General features: G+C 52.1%; 20 protein-coding genes. 18 read left to right on the top strand and 2 right to left on the bottom strand.

From position 1 onward, the window contains the following. The first annotated feature begins 11 nt into the window (after window positions 1-11). The 10 genes from H8S44_RS11845 to H8S44_RS11800 all read left to right on the top strand — a co-directional run bounded on the left by H8S44_RS11845 (window position 12) and on the right by H8S44_RS11800 (window position 10,494). Window positions 12-1,406: a sn-glycerol-1-phosphate dehydrogenase gene (locus H8S44_RS11845; RefSeq protein ID WP_186872310.1), complete on the top strand. Its 1,395-nt coding sequence runs from the start codon at window positions 12-14 to the stop codon at window positions 1,404-1,406. After that, window positions 1,369-2,067: an MgtC/SapB family protein gene (locus H8S44_RS11840; protein WP_186872311.1), complete on the top strand. Its 699-nt coding sequence runs from the start codon at window positions 1,369-1,371 to the stop codon at window positions 2,065-2,067. Before H8S44_RS11845 ends, H8S44_RS11840 begins: the two co-directional genes overlap by 38 nt. A gap of 41 nt (window positions 2,068-2,108) precedes the next feature. Beyond that, complete coding sequence (locus tag H8S44_RS11835) at window positions 2,109-3,152, top strand: ABC transporter ATP-binding protein (protein ID WP_186872312.1); 1,044 nt, start codon at window positions 2,109-2,111, stop codon at window positions 3,150-3,152. Further along, window positions 3,152-4,060: a carbohydrate ABC transporter permease gene (locus H8S44_RS11830; protein ID WP_243167589.1), complete on the top strand. Its 909-nt coding sequence runs from the start codon at window positions 3,152-3,154 to the stop codon at window positions 4,058-4,060. Before H8S44_RS11835 ends, H8S44_RS11830 begins: the two co-directional genes overlap by 1 nt. A 10-nt stretch (window positions 4,061-4,070) precedes the next feature. Continuing rightward, entirely contained in the window at window positions 4,071-4,901 is an 831-nt protein-coding gene (locus H8S44_RS11825) for a carbohydrate ABC transporter permease (protein WP_186872313.1), read from the top strand. Window positions 4,902-4,966: 65 nt separating this feature from the next. Continuing rightward, a complete protein-coding gene (locus H8S44_RS11820) occupies window positions 4,967-6,316 on the top strand; it encodes an ABC transporter substrate-binding protein (RefSeq protein ID WP_186872314.1) in 1,350 nt (449 codons plus the stop codon). Between the two features lie 67 nt (window positions 6,317-6,383). Continuing rightward, window positions 6,384-7,046 (top strand): YesL family protein, encoded by a 663-nt coding sequence (locus H8S44_RS11815; RefSeq protein WP_186872315.1) that lies wholly within the window; start codon window positions 6,384-6,386, stop codon window positions 7,044-7,046. Beyond that, window positions 7,043-8,731: a ribulokinase gene (locus H8S44_RS11810; RefSeq protein ID WP_186872316.1), complete on the top strand. Its 1,689-nt coding sequence runs from the start codon at window positions 7,043-7,045 to the stop codon at window positions 8,729-8,731. Before H8S44_RS11815 ends, H8S44_RS11810 begins: the two co-directional genes overlap by 4 nt. Window positions 8,732-8,761: 30 nt before the next feature. Continuing rightward, window positions 8,762-9,391 (top strand): SGNH/GDSL hydrolase family protein, encoded by a 630-nt coding sequence (locus tag H8S44_RS11805; protein ID WP_186872317.1) that lies wholly within the window; start codon window positions 8,762-8,764, stop codon window positions 9,389-9,391. A gap of 41 nt (window positions 9,392-9,432) precedes the next feature. After that, the gene (locus H8S44_RS11800; RefSeq protein WP_186872318.1) at window positions 9,433-10,494 is read left to right on the top strand and encodes a galactitol-1-phosphate 5-dehydrogenase; all 1,062 of its coding nucleotides are present in this window, start codon (window positions 9,433-9,435) and stop codon (window positions 10,492-10,494) included. 110 nt (window positions 10,495-10,604) lie between these two features. On the opposite strand, the gene H8S44_RS11795 is transcribed toward H8S44_RS11800, so the two are convergent. After that, window positions 10,605-11,273, bottom strand: coding sequence for a phosphatase PAP2 family protein (locus H8S44_RS11795; protein WP_186872319.1), 669 nt, complete (start codon window positions 11,271-11,273; stop codon window positions 10,605-10,607). 152 nt (window positions 11,274-11,425) lie between these two features. Next, window positions 11,426-12,367: a diacylglycerol/lipid kinase family protein gene (locus H8S44_RS11790; protein ID WP_186872320.1), complete on the bottom strand. Its 942-nt coding sequence runs from the start codon at window positions 12,365-12,367 to the stop codon at window positions 11,426-11,428. Window positions 12,368-12,687: 320 nt separating this feature from the next. On the opposite strand from H8S44_RS11790, the gene H8S44_RS11785 reads away from it, so the two are divergent. From H8S44_RS11785 to H8S44_RS11750, 8 genes are all read left to right on the top strand, one after another. Continuing rightward, the gene (locus tag H8S44_RS11785; RefSeq protein WP_186872321.1) at window positions 12,688-14,250 is read left to right on the top strand and encodes an NAD(P)/FAD-dependent oxidoreductase; all 1,563 of its coding nucleotides are present in this window, start codon (window positions 12,688-12,690) and stop codon (window positions 14,248-14,250) included. Window positions 14,251-14,254: 4 nt separating this feature from the next. Then, complete coding sequence (locus H8S44_RS11780) at window positions 14,255-15,037, top strand: WecB/TagA/CpsF family glycosyltransferase (RefSeq protein WP_186872322.1); 783 nt, start codon at window positions 14,255-14,257, stop codon at window positions 15,035-15,037. A gap of 282 nt (window positions 15,038-15,319) precedes the next feature. Then, a complete protein-coding gene (locus tag H8S44_RS11775; RefSeq protein WP_186872323.1) occupies window positions 15,320-16,459 on the top strand; it encodes an RpnC/YadD family protein in 1,140 nt (379 codons plus the stop codon). A 197-nt stretch (window positions 16,460-16,656) separates the two neighbouring features. Then, on the top strand, window positions 16,657-17,187 hold the full coding sequence (locus H8S44_RS11770) for a MarR family winged helix-turn-helix transcriptional regulator (protein WP_186872324.1): 531 nt from the start codon (window positions 16,657-16,659) through the stop codon (window positions 17,185-17,187). Window positions 17,188-17,210: 23 nt separating this feature from the next. Further along, the gene (locus H8S44_RS11765) at window positions 17,211-18,956 is read left to right on the top strand and encodes an ABC transporter ATP-binding protein (RefSeq protein WP_186872325.1); all 1,746 of its coding nucleotides are present in this window, start codon (window positions 17,211-17,213) and stop codon (window positions 18,954-18,956) included. Beyond that, entirely contained in the window at window positions 18,953-20,872 is a 1,920-nt protein-coding gene (locus H8S44_RS11760; RefSeq protein WP_186872326.1) for an ABC transporter ATP-binding protein, read from the top strand. Before H8S44_RS11765 ends, H8S44_RS11760 begins: the two co-directional genes overlap by 4 nt. A gap of 112 nt (window positions 20,873-20,984) precedes the next feature. After that, on the top strand, window positions 20,985-21,380 hold the full coding sequence (locus tag H8S44_RS11755) for a hypothetical protein (protein ID WP_186872327.1): 396 nt from the start codon (window positions 20,985-20,987) through the stop codon (window positions 21,378-21,380). Window positions 21,381-21,541: 161 nt separating this feature from the next. Further along, the gene (locus H8S44_RS11750; RefSeq protein ID WP_186872328.1) at window positions 21,542-21,889 is read left to right on the top strand and encodes a hypothetical protein; all 348 of its coding nucleotides are present in this window, start codon (window positions 21,542-21,544) and stop codon (window positions 21,887-21,889) included. Window positions 21,890-21,895 lie beyond the last annotated feature (6 nt).

Genomic DNA, 21,895 nt, shown 5'->3' with positions numbered 1-21,895 from the left:
AGGAATGAGAAATGTCAGACTTACATGAATTAAATGCAGCTATGACGTTACCGGAATGTCTGAATCATACCTTTTCCTGTTCCTGCGGACGCACCCATACAGCGGCCCTGAAGGCTGCTGTTGTAGAGAAAGATGCCATCGGAAAACTGCCGGAGCTTTTAAAAAGCAGAGGATGGAAAAATGTCTACCTGGTGTGCGACAGCGTAACGAAGAAGATAGCGGGCGACAAAGCGAGAGAACTGCTGGAAGTCGCCGGAATGGATGTATGTTTCCATGTGGTCAATCACCTAGCCTATGATGAGGGAACGCTGGGAGAGATTCTGATTCATATTAAGGAAGACCGGGATGTGGTCATCGGTGTGGGAACCGGTTCCATCAACGACATGTGTCGCTATTTCAGCTTCAAGATGGGACTTCCCTACGGAATCATCGCCACGGCGGCGCCCATGGACGGCTTTGCGTCCAGTATCTCTGCTCTGACCGTGGACAATCTGAAGACCACCTTTGAGGTACGGACACCGGAATTCATTATCGGCGACACAGAGATTCTTAAGAACGCGCCCTATTCCCTGATTTCCGCAGGTCTGGGCGACCTGATGGGCAAGTTCACCTGCCTCTGTGACTGGAAGCTGTCAAAGCTAATTAATGATGAATATTACTGCGAAACCATCGTGGAGATGGTGGACCACTGCGTCAGAGGCGTTCTGGAGAATGCGGACAAGGTGAAGGATCGGAATCCGCAGGTTATCGGAGATATCATGGAAGGCCTGGTATTTACCGGTGTGGCCATGAGCATGATAGGCAATTCCAGACCGGCTTCCGGCTGTGAGCATCATATTTCTCATTACTTCGAGACCATTTTTGAGCAGAAGGGAGAGAAACCAGCACCCCATGGCCATCAGGTAGGAGTGGGAACCATCCTGATTCTGAGACTGACCGAGCGGCTGCGGAAGCTGCCTCAGGTCGATTTTGAACGGGCCCGCGAAGCGGCAAAGGCCTACGACTTTGATAAATGGTGTAAGAAGATAGAAGAGGCCTACGGTCCGGCTGCGCCGGGCGTCATAGAGATGGAGAAAAAGAGTCAGAAGAATGAGACCACAGGACGTCTGAAGCGCATTGATAAGATGGAAGAATCCTGGCAGACCATTCTGGAGCTTTTAAATGAGCTTCCTACCTCCAGAGAAATCATCCACAGAATGTCAGAGCTGGGAGCACCCTGTTTCCCATTCCAGATTGGGGTAAACAGGGAGATGCTTCGGAATACACTGCTTTACTGTAAGGAGATTCGTGCCAGATATACGATTCTGCAGATGCTGTGGGATCTGGATCTGCTGGAGGAGCTGACAGATCAGGTGGTGGAAGAGATAGATGGAATACTGGACAGCGGGGCTTACGGAAATCCGTGAGCTGACACCTCTGTCACTGGTGATAAGAGGATTTTTAGCTTTTATACTGGGTGGAATGCTGGGACTGGAGCGGGGAATGAAAAACAGGCCCGCCGGTCTGAGAACCTATATGCTGGTGTGCCTGGGAGCCTGTATCGTAACGATGACCAACCAGTATGTATATCAGGCGTACCGCACAGGCGATCCGGTCAGAATGGGAGCGCAGGTCATCAGTGGAATCGGTTTTCTGGGAGCGGGAACGATCGTTGTGACTTCAAGAAATCAGATTAAGGGACTGACCACGGCAGCGGGTCTCTGGGCCTCAGCCTGTATGGGACTGGCTGTGGGTCTGGGACTTTACGAGGTGGCCATCGCCAGTACCCTGATGATTTTCCTGATTCTGAACAGCCTGCATACCCTGGACAACCGGATGCACAGCCGCACCCGTGTAGTGGAGCTGTATGTGGAGCTGAACAAGAAGACGCCGCTGGGAGACTTCCTGCGGTACATACGGGGCCAGGATATGGAACCCAGCAATATACAAATGGAACACGATGAAATTATCGCAAGTCATACCGTTTCTTTCATTGTGACGCTGAAAGGGCAGAAGAGTCATACCCACAGAGAAATTCTTGGCATCGTGAAAGCGATGAAGGGAGTCGTGTATGTGGAAGAATTATAGGAACAAATAAGAGAGGGATGTTTGAGAAAGGAGAGGTGATAATGGCTTCGATTGAATTTAAAAATGTAACAAAGCAATTTGACAAAACAGTAGTGATCAAGGACCTGGACCTGAAGATTGAGGATGGTTCCTTTACGGTCCTGGTAGGCCCTTCCGGCTGCGGAAAGACCACACTGCTGCGTATGATTGCGGGAATCGGACCACAGACCTCCGGAGAGGTACTGGTAGGAGATCAGGATGTAACAGATATTGAGCCGGGAAAGCGCGGAGTAGCCATGGTATTTCAGAACTATGCCATCTATCCCACTATGACAGTTCGGGACAATATTGAATTCGGACTGAAGAATCAGAAAATTCCCAAGGAAGAACGGGAGCGCAGAGTGAAAGAGGCCTGCGAGAAGGTAGGCATGACTGAATATCTGGATCGGAAGCCGGGAACGCTTTCCGGAGGCCAGAGACAGAGAATCGCACTGGCCCGGGCCATCGTAAAGAACCCGTCCGTATTCCTGATGGACGAGCCCCTGTCGAACCTGGATGCCAAACTGAGAGTGCAGATGCGTGTGGAGCTTATCGAGCTTCATAAGAAGCTGAAGACCACCTTCGTATATGTAACTCACGATCAGGTGGAGGCCATGAGCATGGCGGACACTATTGTACTGATGAATCAGGGCAAGATCCAGCAGATGGCTTCTCCTTCCGTCATGTACAAGGATCCGGATAATCTGTTTACTGCCAGATTCATCGGTTCTCCGGCCATGAACGTAAAAGCCTTTGAGGACGGTTCCTGTTTCGGATTCCGGCCGGAGGCGGCCATCATGAGCAAGGAGAAGGAAGACGGCTGGTTCAAGATGCAGGGCACCATCGCAGCCCGGGAGATGCTGGGAAGTGAGACCCTGTATACTATCCGGAACGAGCAGCAGGATACCTTTGTGGTCAAGTCAGGAGACGATTCCCATGGAGTGGACGAGACAGTCTGGATCCATGTTCCCAGGGAGAAGATCTACATTTTCGGAAAGGACGAGATGCGGATCAGGCAGCAGGACGATGGCTATGAGACCTATATGGGGAAAGTAGGGGCGATGTGATGGAAAAAGGCAGAAAGAATAAAAAGAGCCGTCATATCATGCGGATTCTGAAGCCATATCTGCTGATAGCGCCGGCCATACTCGGAATTATGCTCTTCACGGTTTATCCGGCCATTAAGATGGTTTTCTGGAGCTTTTATGATGTGAACCAGCTGAATCCGGCCAAGACAAAATTTGTGGGCATGAAGAATTATGTGAAGATTTTCCACTCCACGGATTTTGTAAAATCTTTGAAGAACACAGGAATTTACACCTTATGGACCGTAGTATTCATTATGCTCTGCGCAGTGGTTCTGGCCATCTGGCTGGGAAGAAAGAAGGATAAATTCAGCAAGTTTACCCAGGCGGCCATGTTCCTGCCCCATATCATTTCCATGATTTCCGTAGGTCTGATCTTTGCTCAGATGATGGGCGTGAACAACGGTCTTCTGAACGAAATCCTGGTGGCGGTGGGACTGGAGCGGTGCCAATGGACTCAGAGCTCGTCCACGGCGCTGATGTCGGTCATCCTGGTGGCAGTGTGGAAGGCCATCGGATACTACACCGTGATTATCATGGGCTCCCTGCAGAGCATACCGGACAGCATTTACGAGGCGGCGGCCTTGGATGACGCCAGCAAGCTGACGACCCTGCGGAAAATCACCATTCCGCTGATTTCCCCGCAGCTGTTCTTCACCTTGATTATCATGACTATCGGAAGCTTCAAGGTATTTGAAACCATCCGCGTCATGACCGCAGGCGGACCCAATAACTCCACAAACTCCCTGGTATATTACGTGTACCAGCAGGTATTCACCAAATACGACATCGGCCGTGCGGCTGCAGGAGGAACGGTTCTGTTCATCATCGTAGGAATCCTGACCATTCTGTATTTCGCACTGTTGTCCAAGAAAGTTCATTACCAATAAGGAGGCAGGTATGTATAAGAAAAAACAGAAGATTGCCGGTTTTATTGGGGTGATTGCAAAGATATTGATTTGTCTTATCTTTTTATTTCCCTTTCTGTGGATGATATCGATTTCCCTGCAGACGGCGACAGAATCCAGCCGGGCTCCGATTACTTTTATACCGGCCAGCCCGCAGTGGCAGAACTTTGTGACAGCCTGGAATATGGCTCCCTTCGGGCTCTACCTGAAGAACTCCATTATCATCATCTTCTCCATCGTGATTTTGCAGTCACTGGTGATGGTTCCGGCAGCTTACGCCTTCGCAAAGTTTAAATTCAAGGGAAGAGGCTTCCTCTTCGGACTGGTACTTGTGGCCTTTATGATGCCTGTACAGGTAACATTCCTCCCTGTTTACTATATGATGGGAGACTGGAGACTCGTGAATACACTGATTCCCCAGATTCTTCCTCACATGACCAACGCCTTCGGAATCTTCCTGCTGAGGCAGTATTTCATGCAGGTGCCGGATGAGCTGCTGGAGGCAGCCCGTCTGGATAATGCTTCCGAACTGAAGATACTGGGAAAAATCATGCTTCCCATGTCTAAACCGGCTATTTCAGCCATTGCGCTGCTGAGCTTCGTGGGACACTGGAATGATTACTTCTGGCCGCTGATGATGACCAGAGCCGACGCAGTCCGACCCCTGACCGTGGGAATCGCGGCCCTGAAGGACGCGGAGGGCAACAACAACTGGAATGTCATCATGGCAGGAAATATGTTCCTGGTAATGCCGCTGGTGCTGATTTACATTTTTGCATCTAAGTTTATCATCAATTCCTTTACCTATTCAGGAATTAAGTAACTGTATAACTAAGAGAATAGAACCGCGGGACGGATCTAGATATAAAAAATAAAAGGAGGATTCAAATGAAAATGAAAAAGAGTCTTGCAATCGCACTGTCACTGAGCATGGCACTGGGACTGACAGCGTGCGGCGGAGGCGGCACCACAGCCGACACAGGAGACACCACCACAGCCGACACCACGGCCACAGCAGATGGAAAGGAAACCGTCAACTTCTGGCATTCCATGTCCGGCAAAAACGGAGAAGTTCTGGATCAGATGATCGCAAAGTATAACGAGAGCCAGGATGAAGTAGAAGTTATCGGAACCTATCAGGGAGGCTACACCGATTCTGTAGCGAAGACCATTGCGGATATCGCGGCAGGCGCAGGACCGGATCTGCTTCAGATGGGCTCCGGCCAGGTCGTTATTCTGAGCCAGGACGACGTGACCGCGAATCTGCTGGACTATATGACAGATGAGAGCGGTGTTACTCTGGATGACTTCGTAGAGGGCTTCTATACGGATTATCTGAGCGAGGACGGACAGAAGCTGAACGCCCTTCCCATGGGATGCTCCACACCGGTTCTGTACGTGAACACCGATATTCTGGATAAGGCCGGTCTGGAAGTTCCGAAGACATGGGAAGAGATGGCGGATACCTGTAAGAAGTTAAAAGACGGCGGCTACAGTGATTTCGGATTCTCACAGCCCAGAGATATCTGGTACTTCTGGATGATGGTTGAGACCTACGGCGGACCGGTCTTCTCTGAGGACGGCCTGAAGCTTGACTGTCTGGACAATGGCAGCGCAGTAGAGGCGTTTAACCTGCTTCAGGGCATGGTAAAGGACGATACCTTCCGTCCGGCTCCCACCACTGAAGGCGCAAACACCATCAAGGGCTGGTTCTCCGGCGGAGAGTGCGCGTTCCTGGTACAGTCTGTAGGCGCTCTGAATGAGATCCGCTCCGCATGTGAGGAGTCCGGTGTGAACATGGAAATCGCACAGATTCCGGGACATGAGATCGACGGAAAGGTACATTACGCAGTTCCCTACGGTGGAAACACCATGGTAATGCTGGAGAGCTCTCAGCACAAGGACGCAGCATGGAAGTTCATGCAGTGGCTGTATACCTCAGAGGACGGTATCGCTTACTTTGACGACAACACTGGTTACCTGGCATGCTCCGGCACTGTAAAGAATACCGAGCTCCTGAAAGCAAAGGCTGCAAATGACGCAGACTGGGCAAGAGCGCATGAGTATCTGGATACCATCGTAACCGATTACCTTATCGAGGCATCCGGCGACGTGGTAGAGGATCTGACCGCATTTATGGACGCAGTATTTTACGATGCAGAGGATCCGAAGACAGCACTGGAAGAGCAGAGAGCAAACGTGGAAGAGATTCTGGCTGACCACGAAGGAAGACCGTAACGAAAATAACGGAAAAGCTATCAAATTACATCCTATAAACCAAGTGTGACGGAAAGGCGGCGGAGTTATGAAGAAACTGGGAATAAAAAAAGTGGGAGATTTCTTTTCACTGCTGGCGGATTTATTTATCCTGAATACCATGTGGCTGATTACTTCGCTGCCGGTTGTCACCATAGGCGCGTCTACCACAGCAGTCTATTATGTACTACTGAAGAGAAGACAGGATGGCGGAGACGGGCCGTCCACATGGAAGCTGTATAAAAAAGCCTTCGCGGGGAATCTGAAGCAGGGTGTATTCATCGGAATGATATATTTATTTCTGGCTGTGGATGTGGGAATGGTTGTATACCATCTCTGTCAGACCCGGGGTCTGGAATATCTGACCGCCAGCCGATCCCTGTTACTTTTTCTGGTACTGTTCGGCGTACTGTACAGCTTTACAGGTATCTATATCTATCCCCTGTTGGCATTTTTTGAGCAGAGCACGGCCCAGTGCTTTGTAAATGCCCTGGGTATTTCCTTTAAATATCTCTTGTCAACGGCAGCATTTATTCTGACGATAGCAGTGGCTGTGACAGCCTGCTACCTGGTTCCGCCACTGACTCTGATAGCAGTTTCGTTTACCGCTTTTCTGATTACACGGCACATGTATCCGATTTTCCTGAAATGTATGGAACGGACCGCAGAAGAAGGGCAGCAGAGGTTTGCAGAAAAAGAGGAACGCATATGAGCGAGAATACAAGAGAGAAATATACCATAGGCATCGATTTTGGAACCGGATCCGCAAGAGCGGTTATCATCAATGTAAAGACAGGGGAACTGAAGGCTTCAGCCATGTATGTTTATCCCCATGACACCATGACAGAGCAGCTTCCCGACGGAACGAAGCTGGGCAAGGACTACGCCCTGCAGCATCCCATGGACTATCTGGAGGCCCTGGAGCATGCGGTACCGGAGGCAATGGAGCTGTCGGGACTCAGACAGGAGGACATCATCGGAGTGGCGGCGTCCTTCACCTCCTCCACCTATTTACCGATAAAAAAAGATCTGACACCTTTGTGCACGCTGCCGGAGTTCGCGTCGAACCCCCATGCTTATGTGAAGTTGTGGAAGCATCATTCGCCGGGAAAAGAGGCGGATCAGATTAACGAAGTGATCAAGCGTCGGGACGAGAAATGGGTCAGATATTACGGGAATCGGATTACCAGCGAGTATCCCATCAGTAAAGTACTGGAAACATTGCACTGTGCGCCGGAGGTATATCGGGCCGCAGACTATTATATAGAAGCGGGAGACTGGATTACAGCCATTCTCTGCGGAAAGCTGCAGAAAAGTATCTGTGCGGCCGGTTACAAAGGCTTTTGTAACTGGAAGACCGGGTATCCGGACAGGGAGTTTTACGAGGAGCTTCATCCGGAATTGGCCAACTATGTATCGGAAAAATTGAATTATCCCATGATAGGACTGGGAGAAGAAGCAGGAAAGGTATGCGGCGACGCAGCCCGGCGGTTCGGACTGCCGGAAGGATGTGCGGTAGCGCCGTTTGTTATAGATTCATTTGCGGGAGTGGCAGGAGCGGGAATCGACCGGACCAATATAATGCTGTCGGTTCTGGGAACCAGCGGCTGCCACCTGATATTGAGTAAAGAGGAACATCTGGTTCCGGGAATCTTCGGAATGTCCTATGGGGGCATTTATCCGGGATTCTTCAGCTACGAAGCGGGACAGAGCGCCCTGGGGGATCTGTTCGAGTGGCAGGTGAAGAACTGCATGCCGGAGGATTATGCCCAGGAGGCGGAGAAGGAAAGCAAGGACAGCCAGCAATATCTGTCAGAAAAGGCGGCGGAGTTGAAGCCCGGGGAGACGGGAATCGTAGCCCTGGACTGGTGGAACGGAAATCGGAGCATTCTGTTGAATTCGTCTTTAACCGGTTTGATGGTGGGTATGACCCTTCAGACAAAGGCGGAACATATTTACCGGGCATTATTGGAGGCCACAGCCTTCAGCACCAGAAAAATCGTAGAAAATTACCGGGAACATGGGGTAAATATTGACGCTATCTACGCCACAGGCGGTATCAGCCAGAAGAATATGCTTCTGATGCAGATCTACGCAGATGTGCTGAATCTTCCCTTGCGGATTTGCGGCGGAATGTACGGATGCGCCAGAGGCAGCGCGGCTTACGCGGCGGTGGCCGCTGGAAAAGAGACCGGAGGCTACGATGATATCCTGGAAGCGGCCAGACATATCGGGCTCAAGTCCGAGAGGCGCTTCTTCCCGAATCCGGAGAATGTGGAAGTATATAATAAGCTCTACGAAGAGTATTCCGAGCTTCATGACCATTTCGGCCGGGGCAGGGACGATGTGATGCAGCGGCTGCTGGCTTACCGGAGCGAAGCGGTACAGAAGGGCTGAAAAACAGAGGACAGGAATAGAGGATATAGGATGGAACTGAAAGGGAAACGAATCAATTTTCTGGGCGACAGTATTACCGAGGGAGTGGGAATCGCTTCCGTGGAGGACGCCTACTGGAATCTTCTGAAACAAAACTGTGGTCTTCTGGAGGCCCGGGGTTACGGCATCGGCGGAACCCGGATCGCGAGGCAGCATTTACCGGAGAATCCTCTATGGGATCAGGACTTCATTTCCCGGGTGGACGGGATGGAGCCGGAGGCGGATGTGATCGTGGTATTCGGAGGAACCAATGATTTCGGCCATGGGGATGCGCCTCTGGGAACCATGAGCGATCGGACACCCTACACCTTTTATGGGGCCTGTCATGTGCTGATACGGAAGCTTTTGGAGCGGTACCCGGAGGCAGAACTGGTATTCATGACGCCACTTCACCGTTATGTGGAGGAGCGGGGCGGACGGAGGCTGAAGGACTTTGTGCAGGCCATCCGGGAGACAGCGGAGTATTATGGGATTTCTGTGGTGGATCTTTATGCCCGGAGCGGAATACAGCCCCAGCTGGAGTGCATGCAGAAACGGTACTGTCCCGATGGGCTTCATCCAAACGAAGCGGGCCATCAGCGGATCTATCGGCGGTTACGGGGCGCGCTGGAGAGTTTATAGGCCAGGAAGTCAGTTCCGGCCGGTAGAAAGAAGGAAAGAATATGAAAGCACTGAGACTCCATGGAATCGGCGATTTGAGACTGGAAGAGGTGAAGAAGCCGGTTCCCACAGGAGATGAGATACTGATGAAAATAGGAGCCTGCGGAATCTGCGGTTCCGATTTGCCCAGGGTGTACGATCTGGGAGCTCATGTATATCCGCTGACCATCGGACATGAATTTGCAGGAACCATCGTTGAGGTGGGAAACCCGGCGGATGAGGACCTGCTTGGAAAAAAGGCAGCAGTTTTTCCACTGATTCCCTGCGGAAAATGCGAGGCCTGCAGAACCGGTAAGTACTGCCAGTGCAGCCATTACAATTATCTGGGCTCCCGGTGCGACGGAGGTTTTGCGGAGTACTGTTTGATTCCCTCCCGGTGGAACCTGGTTCCGGCAAAAGATGAGCGGGTATCCATGGAAGAGCTGTGTATGGTGGAGCCCATCTGTGTGGCCCAACATGCAGTGCGGCGCGGTCAGGTGACGGGCGGTGAGCAGGTGGTGGTCTTCGGAGCCGGACCTATCGGAATCCTATCGGCCCGGTGGGCGGAGATCTTCGGAGCCAAAAAGGTGATCCTGGTGGATATCGATGAAATCAAGGTGGAGTTCGCCCGGGGACGGGGCTTTACTGTGATAAACAGCCGGGAGACCGACGGTGTGAAAGCTATCCTTGAACTGACCGGAGGACGGGGCGTGGATGTGGCCATCGAGGGCACCGGCACCGGTTCCTGTTTGAATAGTGCGGTGGAATGCGTGCGGACCGGCGGAAGAATCGTGCTTCTGGGGAATCCACACTGTGACACTACCCTGGAGTTGAAGAATCACAGTTCCATTCTGCGAAAGGAAATCCTCCTTTCCGGCGTATGGAATTCCTATTATGAAGAACTGCCTTTGAACGAGTGGAGCTACAGCGTGGAGATGCTGGAGAGCGGCAGGCTGGAAGCGGCGGCACTCATCAGCCACCGTGTCGGACTGGACGGCCTGAAGGAACTGTTCGACAATATCCATGAGAGAAAAATCACCATCTGTAAGGCCATTTACAGCGCGGAGGAGAACGAAAAAGAATAAAGAATTAGAACCCTTAGAAAAACCGGCTGGCAAACCAGGACTCCCTGGTCTGCCAGCCGGTTTTATGTGCTCATGGTTTATATGCTCATATAGCTTCAGCTCATATCGCTTCAGATGACCGTCTCCCGCTTCCGCTTCGATACCCGCTCTCTGGAGAAGGCGAAGTCGGTGCGGTAGACCAGCTGGTCCATCAGGGTAGCCAGCAGGATACCGGCTGCCACGTCCAGGACCGAATGCTGCTTCAGGAACATGGTGGCCAGGATGATGGAAATCATCAGGACAAAGGAGCCGCCGCGGATCAGGCGGTTTTGTCCAAGCTTCGGGTCGTTGGACAGAGCCCGGTGGGCTGCGATGGAGTTAAAAACGTGGATACTCGGGAAGATATTTGTGGGAGTATCCGCCTGGTACAGCAGCTGTACCGCCACGGTGAAGATATTGTGGCGCTCAAAGCTGGTGGGCCGCAGCAGGTGTCCGTTGGGGAACAGGGTGGAGATAATCAGGAACAGCGTCATTCCCGTGAACAGGAAGATACAGTACTGATAAAAGGCCTTTTTCGTTCCCCGGAAGAAGAGCCATAGGAATACGGCGGCCACATAGGCGAACCACAGCAGGTAGGGTACGATGAAGTACTCCACAAAGGGAATCTTATCATCCAGTCCTACGTGAATCACGTGGTAGGGCAGGTTTGCTCTGCTCTCCAGCCAGAAAAACCAGGGCAGGTAAATGAAAGCGTAGAGCAGCACGAAAGAATGTTTATATTTGTGAAAAAATGCTTTCATGATTTCATCCTCTTTCTTTATGCAATAACGATGCGATAACAAAAGTTTCATTTCATGTTTCATCATGATTTCAGTCGGTTTCTGATCTGGATCGCAGTATAGCATAAAGTATTTTCAGGTTCAATCAGGTTCACAATATTTTAAGAAATTTATCAGAATTTATGCGTGTCCGGCGCGGAAATCAGAGCCAGAGCCCGGGGAACACAGCTTATTTTCACAGCATTTTCCAGAAAATAGGCTTCTCCGTCCGTGTGGGCCGGCAGGCGGGATGCGCTTTTGAACTCCGCAGCCCGGGCCCGGTACAGGTGGACGCCGGGAAAGATGGTGTGGAGCCCTGCGTAGGCCGTGGGCAGCATCAGGGAGATGAAGAACCGGTTCAGCCGGTTCACCACAAAGATGTCCAGCAGTCCGTCATGAGCGTCCGCCCGGGGAGCCAGGCGCAGGCCGCCGCCCTCGCAGGGACAGTTCATGGCAGAGACAAAATAAGCCCGGGAAAAAGTCCTGGCACGTCCTCCCTCGGTGATCACGGTCACGGGGCCGGGCCTGGACAAAACCAGCTGCTTCAGGGCGATGCCCGCGTAGGTGAGCTTGCCCAGATGCAGGCGGTTCAGCAGCTTCTTCATCCGGGAAGACAGGGCTTCATGACAGACAGCCGCGTCGAAGCCGCAGCCGCAGCTGACGGCAAAGTACTGCTTCCGGTCGCCGAAATCCGCCAGGCCCAGATCGATTCGGTCGAACCGGGAAGGATGCAGGAGATTCCGGACAGCCGTCTCCGTGTCGGTGGGAAGTCCCAGGCAGCGGGCGAAATCATTGCTGGAGCCCGTGGGAAGATAGCCGAAGAGAACCCGGGAAAAGTCCGTGATGCCGTTCAGCACCTCATTTACGGTGCCGTCGCCGCCCACAGCCACCAGGATGACGCGCTCCCCGTCGGTACGGGATGTGATCTCCCGGGCGATCCGGGTGGCGTGATACCGGTAGCCCGTAAAGTATACCCGGTATTCCACATTTTCCTGTTCCAGAATCTGTTCCGCTTTCTGCCATACATTCTTTCCGGCGCCGGAACGGGAACCGGGATTCACGATGAAATAGTACATGGCTGTCCTCCCCTGTTTCTTTTTAGTATTAAGCAAAGTATAGCATCGGAAGGCCCGCGGTTCAAGAAGAGAAAATTTTGTGGAATATTGGAGAATAATCCTGCTGATCGTCATGTACCGGAAGCGGAAGAAGATGGCTGATTAAACAAGCGAATCAAATCAGAGCATCAAATAAAAATAGTGTCGGCGCTGTCCGGCACTATTTTTTGACATTCTTGCTGAAATCGTGTACAATATAAGAAATATGCGCGGAGTCAGCCCGGAAGGGCGTCCGGAGCATAGAGAACAGTAAGAGAATAAACGGAAAAAAGGAGCTTTACATGAAGAAAGCAGTGATTATAGGCGCCGGTCCGGCGGGTGTGACGGCGGCGTATGAATTATTGAAGAAATCAGACGGGTACGAGGTACTGATTCTGGAGGAAAGCCAGGAGATCGGCGGTATTTCCCGCACGGTCCGTTATAATGGAAACCGTATGGATATCGGCGGACACCGGTTCTTCTCCAAGGACGATCGGGTCACCGCATGGTGGGATGAGATCATGCCCCTGCAGGGGTCTCCCTCCTATGACGATAAGGTGCTTGGACGCACCATTCCCCTGGCAGAGGGCGGACCGGATCCGGAGAAAGAGGATCGGGTCATGCTGACACGTAACCGTGTATCCCGGATCTACTATCAGAAGAAGTTTTTTGATTATCCGGTAAAGATGAATGCCAGAACCATCAGGAACATGGGCTTCGCTACCACCATGGTGGCAGGCTTCAGCTACCTGAAGGCGGCCGTGGCCAAGAAGCCGGAGGACTCCCTGGAGAACTTCTATATCAACTGCTTCGGTAAGAAGCTGTACTCCATGTTTTTCGAGGGCTATACCGAGAAGCTGTGGGGACGTCATCCCAGCGAGATCGACGCTTCCTGGGGCGCCCAGCGTACCAAGGGACTGTCCATCATGGGCATCCTGAAGGATAACTTCCAGAAGCTGCTGCCCCAGAAGCAGGACAAGCATCAGGTACAGACTTCCCTGATCGAAGAGTTCAACTATCCGAAGTACGGCCCGGGCCAGCTGTGGGAGACTGCGGCAGCCGAGGTGGAAAAGATGGGCGGAGAGATCCGAAAGGGCTGCAGAGTCACAAAGCTCCATACTGCGGACGGCCGTGTACAGAGCCTGTCCTATGTCCAGGACGGCGAGGAGCATACCATCGAGGGCGACGTATTCATTTCCTCCATGCCGGTGAAGGATCTGGTGGCAGGCATGAACGACGTGCCGGAGGCTATGGGCCGGATCGCGGCGGGACTTCCCTACCGTGATTTCGTGACCGTAGGACTTCTGGTGGATAAGCTGAATCTGAAGAATGAGACAAAGCTGAAGACTCTGAATAATATCGTTCCCGACTGCTGGATCTATGTGCAGGATGTGGGTGTGAAGCTGGGACGTATCCAGGTGTTCAATAACTGGTCTCCCTATCTGGTATCTGACCCGGATCACAAGGTATGGATCGGTCTGGAGTACTTCTGCAGCGAGGGCGACAAGTACTGGAACATGAGCGAAGAGGAGTGGGTGAAGTTCGGTATCTCCGAGCTGGTAAAGATGGGCGTCATCACCAGCGAGAAGGACGTGCTGGATTCCCACAGAGAGCGGGTAAAGAAAGCGTACCCGGCTTACTTCGATACCTACGATCAGATCGACGAACTGATCCGGTATCTGGATACCTTTGAGAATCTGTACTGCGTGGGACGGAACGGACAGCACCGTTACAATAACATGGATCACTCCATGGCCACCTCCTTCGAGGCAGTGGACAATATCCTGAGCGGCAGAACGGATAAGAAGAATATCTGGAGCGTCAATACCGAGAAGGAATATCACGAAGAGAAAAAAGAAGCGTAAGGCCATGAAAGAAGCAGCTAGAAAAGAAGGGACTGTCCGGGAATTGCCTGTCAGCGAGGTGCCCACCTGCCCGATTCTGGGAGTCCGGATCGCGGCCATCGACATGAAGGCGGCCCTTGCGTATATTCAGGAGCATCTGCGGGAGCTCAGCGGGAATTATATCTGCATTTCCAATGTACACACTACGGTGACCAGCTACGAGGACGCGGAGTACCGGAAGATCCAGAACGGCGGAGCCCTGGCCCTGCCGGACGGGAAGCCCTTGTCGGTGCTGTGCCGGAAGCGCGGCTTCGCCGGAGCGGATCGGGTGACCGGCCCGGATCTGATGCGTGAGATCTTTGACCGGTCAGAGAAATGTGGCTACCGTCATTATTTTTACGGCAGCACGCCGGAGACCCTGAAGGTGCTGGAACAGAAGCTGAAGGAACAGTGGCGTCTGAACATCGTGGGACTGGAGTCCCCGCCTTTCCGTGCCCTGACGCCGGAGGAGGACGCCCAGGCAGTGGAACGGATCAATGCGTCGGGAGCGGACTTCGTCTGGATAGGTCTGGGAGCGCCCAAGCAGGAGCGATGGATGGCGGCCCACCAGGGTCGGGTACAGGGCCTGATGATCGGCGTGGGAGCAGGCTTTGACTACTTTGCCGGGAATATTAAGCGGGCTCCCATGTGGATGCAGAAGCTGAGCCTGGAGTGGCTCTACCGCCTGCTTCAGGACCCGAAACGGCTCTTCAAGCGGTATCTGGTGACGAATACCAAGTTCCTGTGGCTGACGGCCAGAGGGAAATAAAAAACAGCAAAGATTGACAAAATAAGCAGAAATTGGTAATATAATGTCGATAGCGGATGACAAAACAGTACGCTATCGACATTTTACGTTTACACAGCAGATTGCTGTATCTACAAAGGATAAAGTTCAGAATATCATATTTTCAATCGAAAAGAGATTCCGAAAAAGTACAACTGCATAAGGGAAAAGTATGTAAAAAAGGGGAGGACTTTGCCTATGAGTGTCGAAGACTATAGTTGAAGACGTCTGGTTTAACATGTATAATGAGAGGAGAAACATAGCATGAGCAGAAACCGAAATACTTCCACGACCAGACCAAAGAGAAAAGCAAGGAATACACAAAAGAAGGTACATCATCAGCATAAGGACAGACTGTTCCGGTTCATTTTCCAGGATAAAGAGGATCTGCTGGATCTGTATAACGCAGTGAATGACACGGATTACGAGGATCCGGACGAGCTGGAGATCACGACACTGGACGATGTGATTTATCTGAGCATGAAAAACGACCTGTCCTTTATGCTTCGGATTACCCTGAATCTGTACGAGCATCAGAGTACCTGGAATGAAAATATGCCGCTGCGGGGATTTTTCTATTTCTGCGAGTTGTACGATCAGTACCTCAAGGAGCGGAACGTTAAGATTTCCGAGACCATCCGGCAGGTGAAGCTTCCGTTTCCCAGGTACGTGGTGTTTTACAATGGAACAAGAGACATGCCGGACCGGGTGGAACTGAAGCTTTCCGACTGCTTTGAAAAGCCGGAGCGGGAAGAAGGGGAGCCCTGCCTGGAGTGTAAGGCGCTGGTGCTGAATATCAATGCGGGCCGGAACCGCGAACTGATGCGTAAATGCCACAGGCTGGCAGAGTACGCGTATTTCATCGGAGAGATACGCCGGTATATGGGTGATGGCTGGTCCCTGGAGGAAGCGACCGAGTTCAGCATCCGAAAGTGCCTGCGGAAGGAAGTATTGTCGGATATCCTGGAAAAAAGCGCGATGGAGGTGCGTAGGATGATACTGACAGAATATGATGAGATAGCTGCGAGAGAGTACCTGAAGAAAGAAAGCATGGAAGCCGGCCGGGCAGAAGGACGAGAAATAGGTCTGGAAGAGGGCCGTGAGATAGGCCGGGAAGAAGGCCGTGAGATAGGCCGGGAAGAAGGCCGTGAGATAGGCCGGGAAGAAGGCCGTGAGATAGGCCGGGAAGAAGGCCGTGAGATAGGCCGGGAAGAAGGCCGTGAGATAGGTCGGGAAGAAGGCCGTGAGATGGGTCGGGAAGAAGGCCGTGATGCAGCAGTTTTACAAAATGTAAAAAATATAATGAAAAACCTGCATATAACGGCTGAGGAGGCACTCAAGATCCTGGAACTTCCGGAGGAGCAGAGAGAAAAATATCTGTGTATACTGGAACAGGAAACATGACGCGGATGCGGCTGTTCACACTTTTTTTAGATTTATTTCATTGACATTTTGAGAAGGAAGTAATAACATATAGGATGCTATATAGGAAACTATATAGCATCCTATTTATTTTCACAGGCAAAGAGTCAGAGTCCGTGCCTGCATGAGACCCTGGCGGGTTACTCATAGTTTTATAATGACAGAAGGAGGAGCGACCCATGAGGAGGGGACCTAGCCCGATCAGCAAGCGGATCCGCATTATCAGCAACAAATTCCGCGAGTTGTGGGACAGAAATCTTCAGAAATACAATCTGACCGGCGTGCAGATGGAGGTACTCTGCTATCTGAAATGCAATCCGGACAAGGAGATTCACCAGCGGGAGATCGAGTACTGGCTTCAACTGAAGAATCCCACCGTCACCGGTATTCTGAACCGGCTGGAGGAAAAAGGCTATATCACCCGGAGGCGCAATCCGGATGACGGCAGATTCCGCATTATCGAAGTGACCGAAAAAGGTAATCAGGTGATGGAGGATATGGGAGAGGGGGCCAGAGATCTGGACGATCGGATCTACGACTGTATGACAGATGAGGAGCAGACGAAGCTTCTGGAGCTTCTGGACCGCATTCTGGCGACCATGACGGAAAATGATGGAATAAAGGATGGAACAGACGCTGAAAATCAGGCGAAGAAAGAGCATCATTTCCCGGATGAACCGGAAGAGGAAAAGTTACAGCAGCACATGTAAAGAATCATAAAAGGAGGACACACATGCTGAAGACATTGAAAGCCTACATAGGCGAGTACAAAAAGACGGCCATTTCAGCGCCGATTTTCATCGTCTTCGAGGTCATATTCGAAATGATCATCCCCATGCTGATGGCGGTGATCATCGATAACGGCCTGGAGACCGGCAACATAAATTATGTGGTAAAAATGGGACTGGTGATGCTTCTGGTATCCTTTGCGTCCCTGTTCTGCGGAGCTTTTGCTGCCAGGCAGGCAGCCATCGCGTCCACAGGTTTCGCGAAAAACGTCAGAGAGGGAATGTACAATCACATTCAGGAATTTTCCTTCTCCAACATCGACCATTTCTCTACAGCGGGACTGGTTACCCGTCTGACCACTGACGTGACCAACGTACAGAATGCGTTTCAGATGATGATGCGTATGCTCATGCGCGCGCCGGTCATGCTGATTACGGCCATGACCATGACCTTTATCATCAACGCGAAGCTGTCCTGCGTATACCTGGTAGCTCTGGTATTCTTAGGGATCGTAATCGTATTCCTGATGGGCCGCGTGGGAAAATATTTCCGCGACATGTTCGATCGGTACGATGATCTGAATGCCGACATCCAGGAAAACCTGACCGGTATCCGGGTGGTGAAGGCTTACGTCCGGGAGGAGCATGAAAAGAAGAAATTCGGCAAGGCTTCGGAGGCTGTATACCGCTGCGCTGTCCGTGCCCAAAAGCTGATGGTGGCCATGATGCCCACCATGCAGTTTACCGTATACGCCTGTATCATCGCCGTGTCCTGGCTGGGCGCCAGGACCATCGTGGCAGGCGATATGACCACGGGCCAGCTCATGAGTCTCTTTACTTATACCATGAACATCCTGATGAGCCTGATGTTCATCGCCATGGTAGCAGTTATGCTGACCATGGCAAGGTCTTCTGCAGAGCGTATTTGCGAGGTGCTGAACGAGTCCAGTGATCTGACCAACAAGGAGCGGGCTGTGACGGAAGTGCCGAACGGCGCCATCACCTTTGATGACGTGACCTTCAGCTACCGGAACGACGAGGGCAACCTGAATCTGAACCATATCAACCTGGATATCAAATCCGGCGAGACCGTTGGCATTCTGGGCGGTACAGGAAGCGCAAAATCCACCCTGGTACAGCTGATTCCGAGACTGTACGACGTGACCGGCGGAAGCGTCCGGGTAGGCGGCATCGACGTCCGGGACTACGACCTGGATACTCTGCGGAATCAGGTGTCCATGGTACTTCAGAAGAATGTTCTGTTCTCCGGAACTATCAAGGAAAACCTGCGCTGGGGCGACAAAAATGCCTCCGACGAAGAACTGGTGCGCGTCAGCAAGCTGGCCTGCGCCGATGAATTCATCCAGCGGTTCCCGGACAAATACGATACCTGGATCGAGCAGGGCGGCAGCAACGTCTCAGGCGGCCAGAAGCAGCGTCTCTGCATCGCCAGAGCCCTGTTAAAGAAGCCGAAAATTCTGATTCTGGACGATTCCACCAGTGCCGTGGATACCCATACCGACGCCATGATCCGGAAGGCCTTCCGGGAAGAAATCCCGGATACCACCAAGCTCATCATTGCCCAGAGAATCTCTTCCGTGCAGGATTCCGATAAGATTATCGTGCTGGACGACGGAGAGATCAACGGCATCGGCACCCACGAAGAACTACTGAAAACAAACGCCATCTATCGGGAAGTATACGAATCCCAGCAAAAACCCACAGACAACGAAGGAGGTGACGCAGAATGAGCAACAATAAAAGACCCGGCGGTCCCGGAGGCCCCAGAGGTATGAAAAACGGACCAAAAGCCAAAAATCCCATGAAGACTCTGAAGCGGATCTTCGACATCATTGTAAAAGGTTATCCGATCCAGTGCGTACTGGTCATCATCGGCATCGTAGTCGGCGTCCTGGCCAACGTATACGGCAGCTTATTCCTGCAGTCCCTGATCGACGACTATATTACACCGTTACTTGGAAGCTCAGCGCCGGACTTCGCCCCGTTGTTCAAAGCTCTTGCCACCATGGCAGTTATTTACCTGGTGGGCGTACTTTCCAACTATCTGTACAACCGCCTGATGATTCAGATTTCCGAGGGCAGCCTGAAAAAAGTGAGAGACGGCCTGTTCGACCACATGGAGACCCTGTCCATTCCGTTCTTTGACACCCATACCCACGGCGATCTGATGAGTATCTATACCAACGATACCGACACCCTGCGCCAGATGATCAGCCAGAGCATCCCGCAGCTGCTGTCCTCTGCCATTACCATCGTTAGTGTCTTCGCGTCCATGCTGTACTTAAGCCCGATCCTGACCCTGATGATCGTAGTCATGGTATTCGTCATGACACAGGTCATTAAGAAAATCGGCGGACAGTCCGGCCGTTACTTTATGGCCCAGCAGCAGGATCTCGGTAAAGTCAACGGCTACATCGAAGAAATGATGGACGGCCAGAAGGTAGTCAAAGTCTTCTGCCACGAAGAAGAAGCCAAAGAAAAATTCAAGGAGCTGAATGACAAGCTCTTCGACAGCGCCAGCAATGCCAATATATACGCTAACGTGCTGATGCCCATCATGGGAAATATCGGAAACATCAACTACGTTCTGACAACCATTCTGGGATCCCTGCTTGCCATCGGCGGGATCGGCGGCCTGACCCTGGGCGGCCTTGCGTCCTTCCTGCAGCTTACCCGGAGCTTTAACCAGCCCATCACCCAGATCGCCCAGCAGTTCAATTCCATCATCATGGCGCTGGCAGGCGCGGAGCGAATCTTCGATCTGATGGATGAGCCCTCCGAAGAGGATCACGGCTATGTCACCCTGGTCAACGCCCGCTACGAGGACGGTGAATTGGTAGAGGTTCCGGAGCGTACCGGCACCTGGGCCTGGAAGCATCCCCATCACGACGGCACCGTCACCTACACCGAGCTGAAGGGCGACGTAGTCATGGACGGCGTAGACTTCGGCTACACTCCGGACAAAACCGTCCTCCACGACATCAGGCTTTACGCGAAGCCCGGCCAGAAGGTAGCCTTCGTAGGAGCCACCGGAGCCGGAAAAACCACCATCACGAACCTAATCAACCGCTTTTACGACATCCAGGACGGCAAGATCCGCTACGATGGCATTAACATCAACAAGATCAAAAAGCAGGATCTGCGCCGGTCCTTAGGCATGGTACTCCAGGACAGCCACCTGTTCACCGGCACCGTAGCCGATAACATCCGCTACGGCAAACTGGACGCCACTGACAGTGAAGTTAAAGGCGCAGCCATGCTTGCCGGAGCTGACAGCTTCATCAGGCATCTGCCCCAGGGCTACGATACCATGCTCACCGGCGACGGCGGCAACCTGTCCCAGGGCCAGCGTCAGCTTTTGACCATCGCCCGGGCAGCTATCGCCGACCCGCCCGTCCTGATCCTGGATGAGGCTACATCGAGCATCGACACCCGAACCGAATCAATCGTCCAGCGAGGCATGGACAGCCTGATGCAGGGCAGAACCGTATTCGTCATCGCCCATAGGCTTTCCACAGTTCAGAACTCCGACGTGATCATGGTTCTGGAGCAGGGACGCATCATCGAGCGTGGCAACCACGAGGAGCTGATCGCCCAGAAGGGCAAGTATTATCAGCTCTACACCGGAGCCTTCGAGCTGTCATAATCTTAATCTTAAAAATCAGCTCTGAGGGGTTCAGAAAATCAGGGTGCCCGTGAAACATCCGCACACATGATTTTTGAACCTTGCAGAGCGTCCGTCTTAAAAGGAGTTTACTATGCGAGAAAAATTTAGGCGTTTCATGCAAGGCCGCTACGGCGCCGACCAACTATCCCGTTTTTTAACTGCAGTATGTCTGATCCTGGTAATCCTGAATATCTTCATACACAGCAACATCCTGGTCTGCCTGGTGCTGGCGATCCTCGCTTACTGTTATTACCGCATGTTTTCCCGAGACTACAACCGCCGCTACGCTGAGAACCAGAAATTCCTGACCTGGCAGAACAAGCTGAAATACAAGTGGAACACCTGGAAGCGGGACATGGCCGACCGCAAAACCCATCACATCTACAAGTGCCCATCCTGTGGCCAGAAAATCCGCGTCCCCAAGGGCAAAGGTAAAATCATCGTAACCTGCCCCAAATGCCGCACCGAATTCCAGAAGAGAAGTTAAACCCTGAAAGCAATGCAGTCCGAAAAAAGACTGCGTTGCTTTTTCAGTAGAACAAAGTGGAAAAAACAACAGTTCCCTGTGCATAAAAAAGTTCGGAACAGCTCATAATGTGGATAGACCAACAGAACCCGTCAGAGACGGCAGAAAGGAGAATTCATATTATGAAAAAGCTCAGAAAATACACAGCAGGTTTGCTGCTCCTTGTCATGGTACTGTCCGTGACCGCCTGTGGCAATTCCGATAACAACGGCGGCACCGGTAACACGCCGAACACCGAAAATACCACCGACAATAACGGCAACGATACCACCAATGGAACCACCAACGGCACCATAAACAATGACAAAGTCAATGGCGGCAACATTGTGGATGACGCCGTAGACGGCGCAGGCGACGCGGTGGAAGATGTGGGAGACGGCATTATGAACGGCGTGGACGACGTGGTGGACGGCACCGAAAATGTGGTAGACGATATGACGAACGGCACCACAAACCAGACTACCCGTTAGTCAGAC

Origin of the sequence: Anaerosacchariphilus hominis, from assembly GCF_014290175.1 — a bacterium.
Lineage (GTDB): Bacteria > Bacillota > Clostridia > Lachnospirales > Lachnospiraceae > Laedolimicola > Laedolimicola hominis.
The sequence above is the reverse complement of the archived record's forward strand: the minus strand, read 5'-3'. Positions and strand labels throughout refer to the sequence as shown.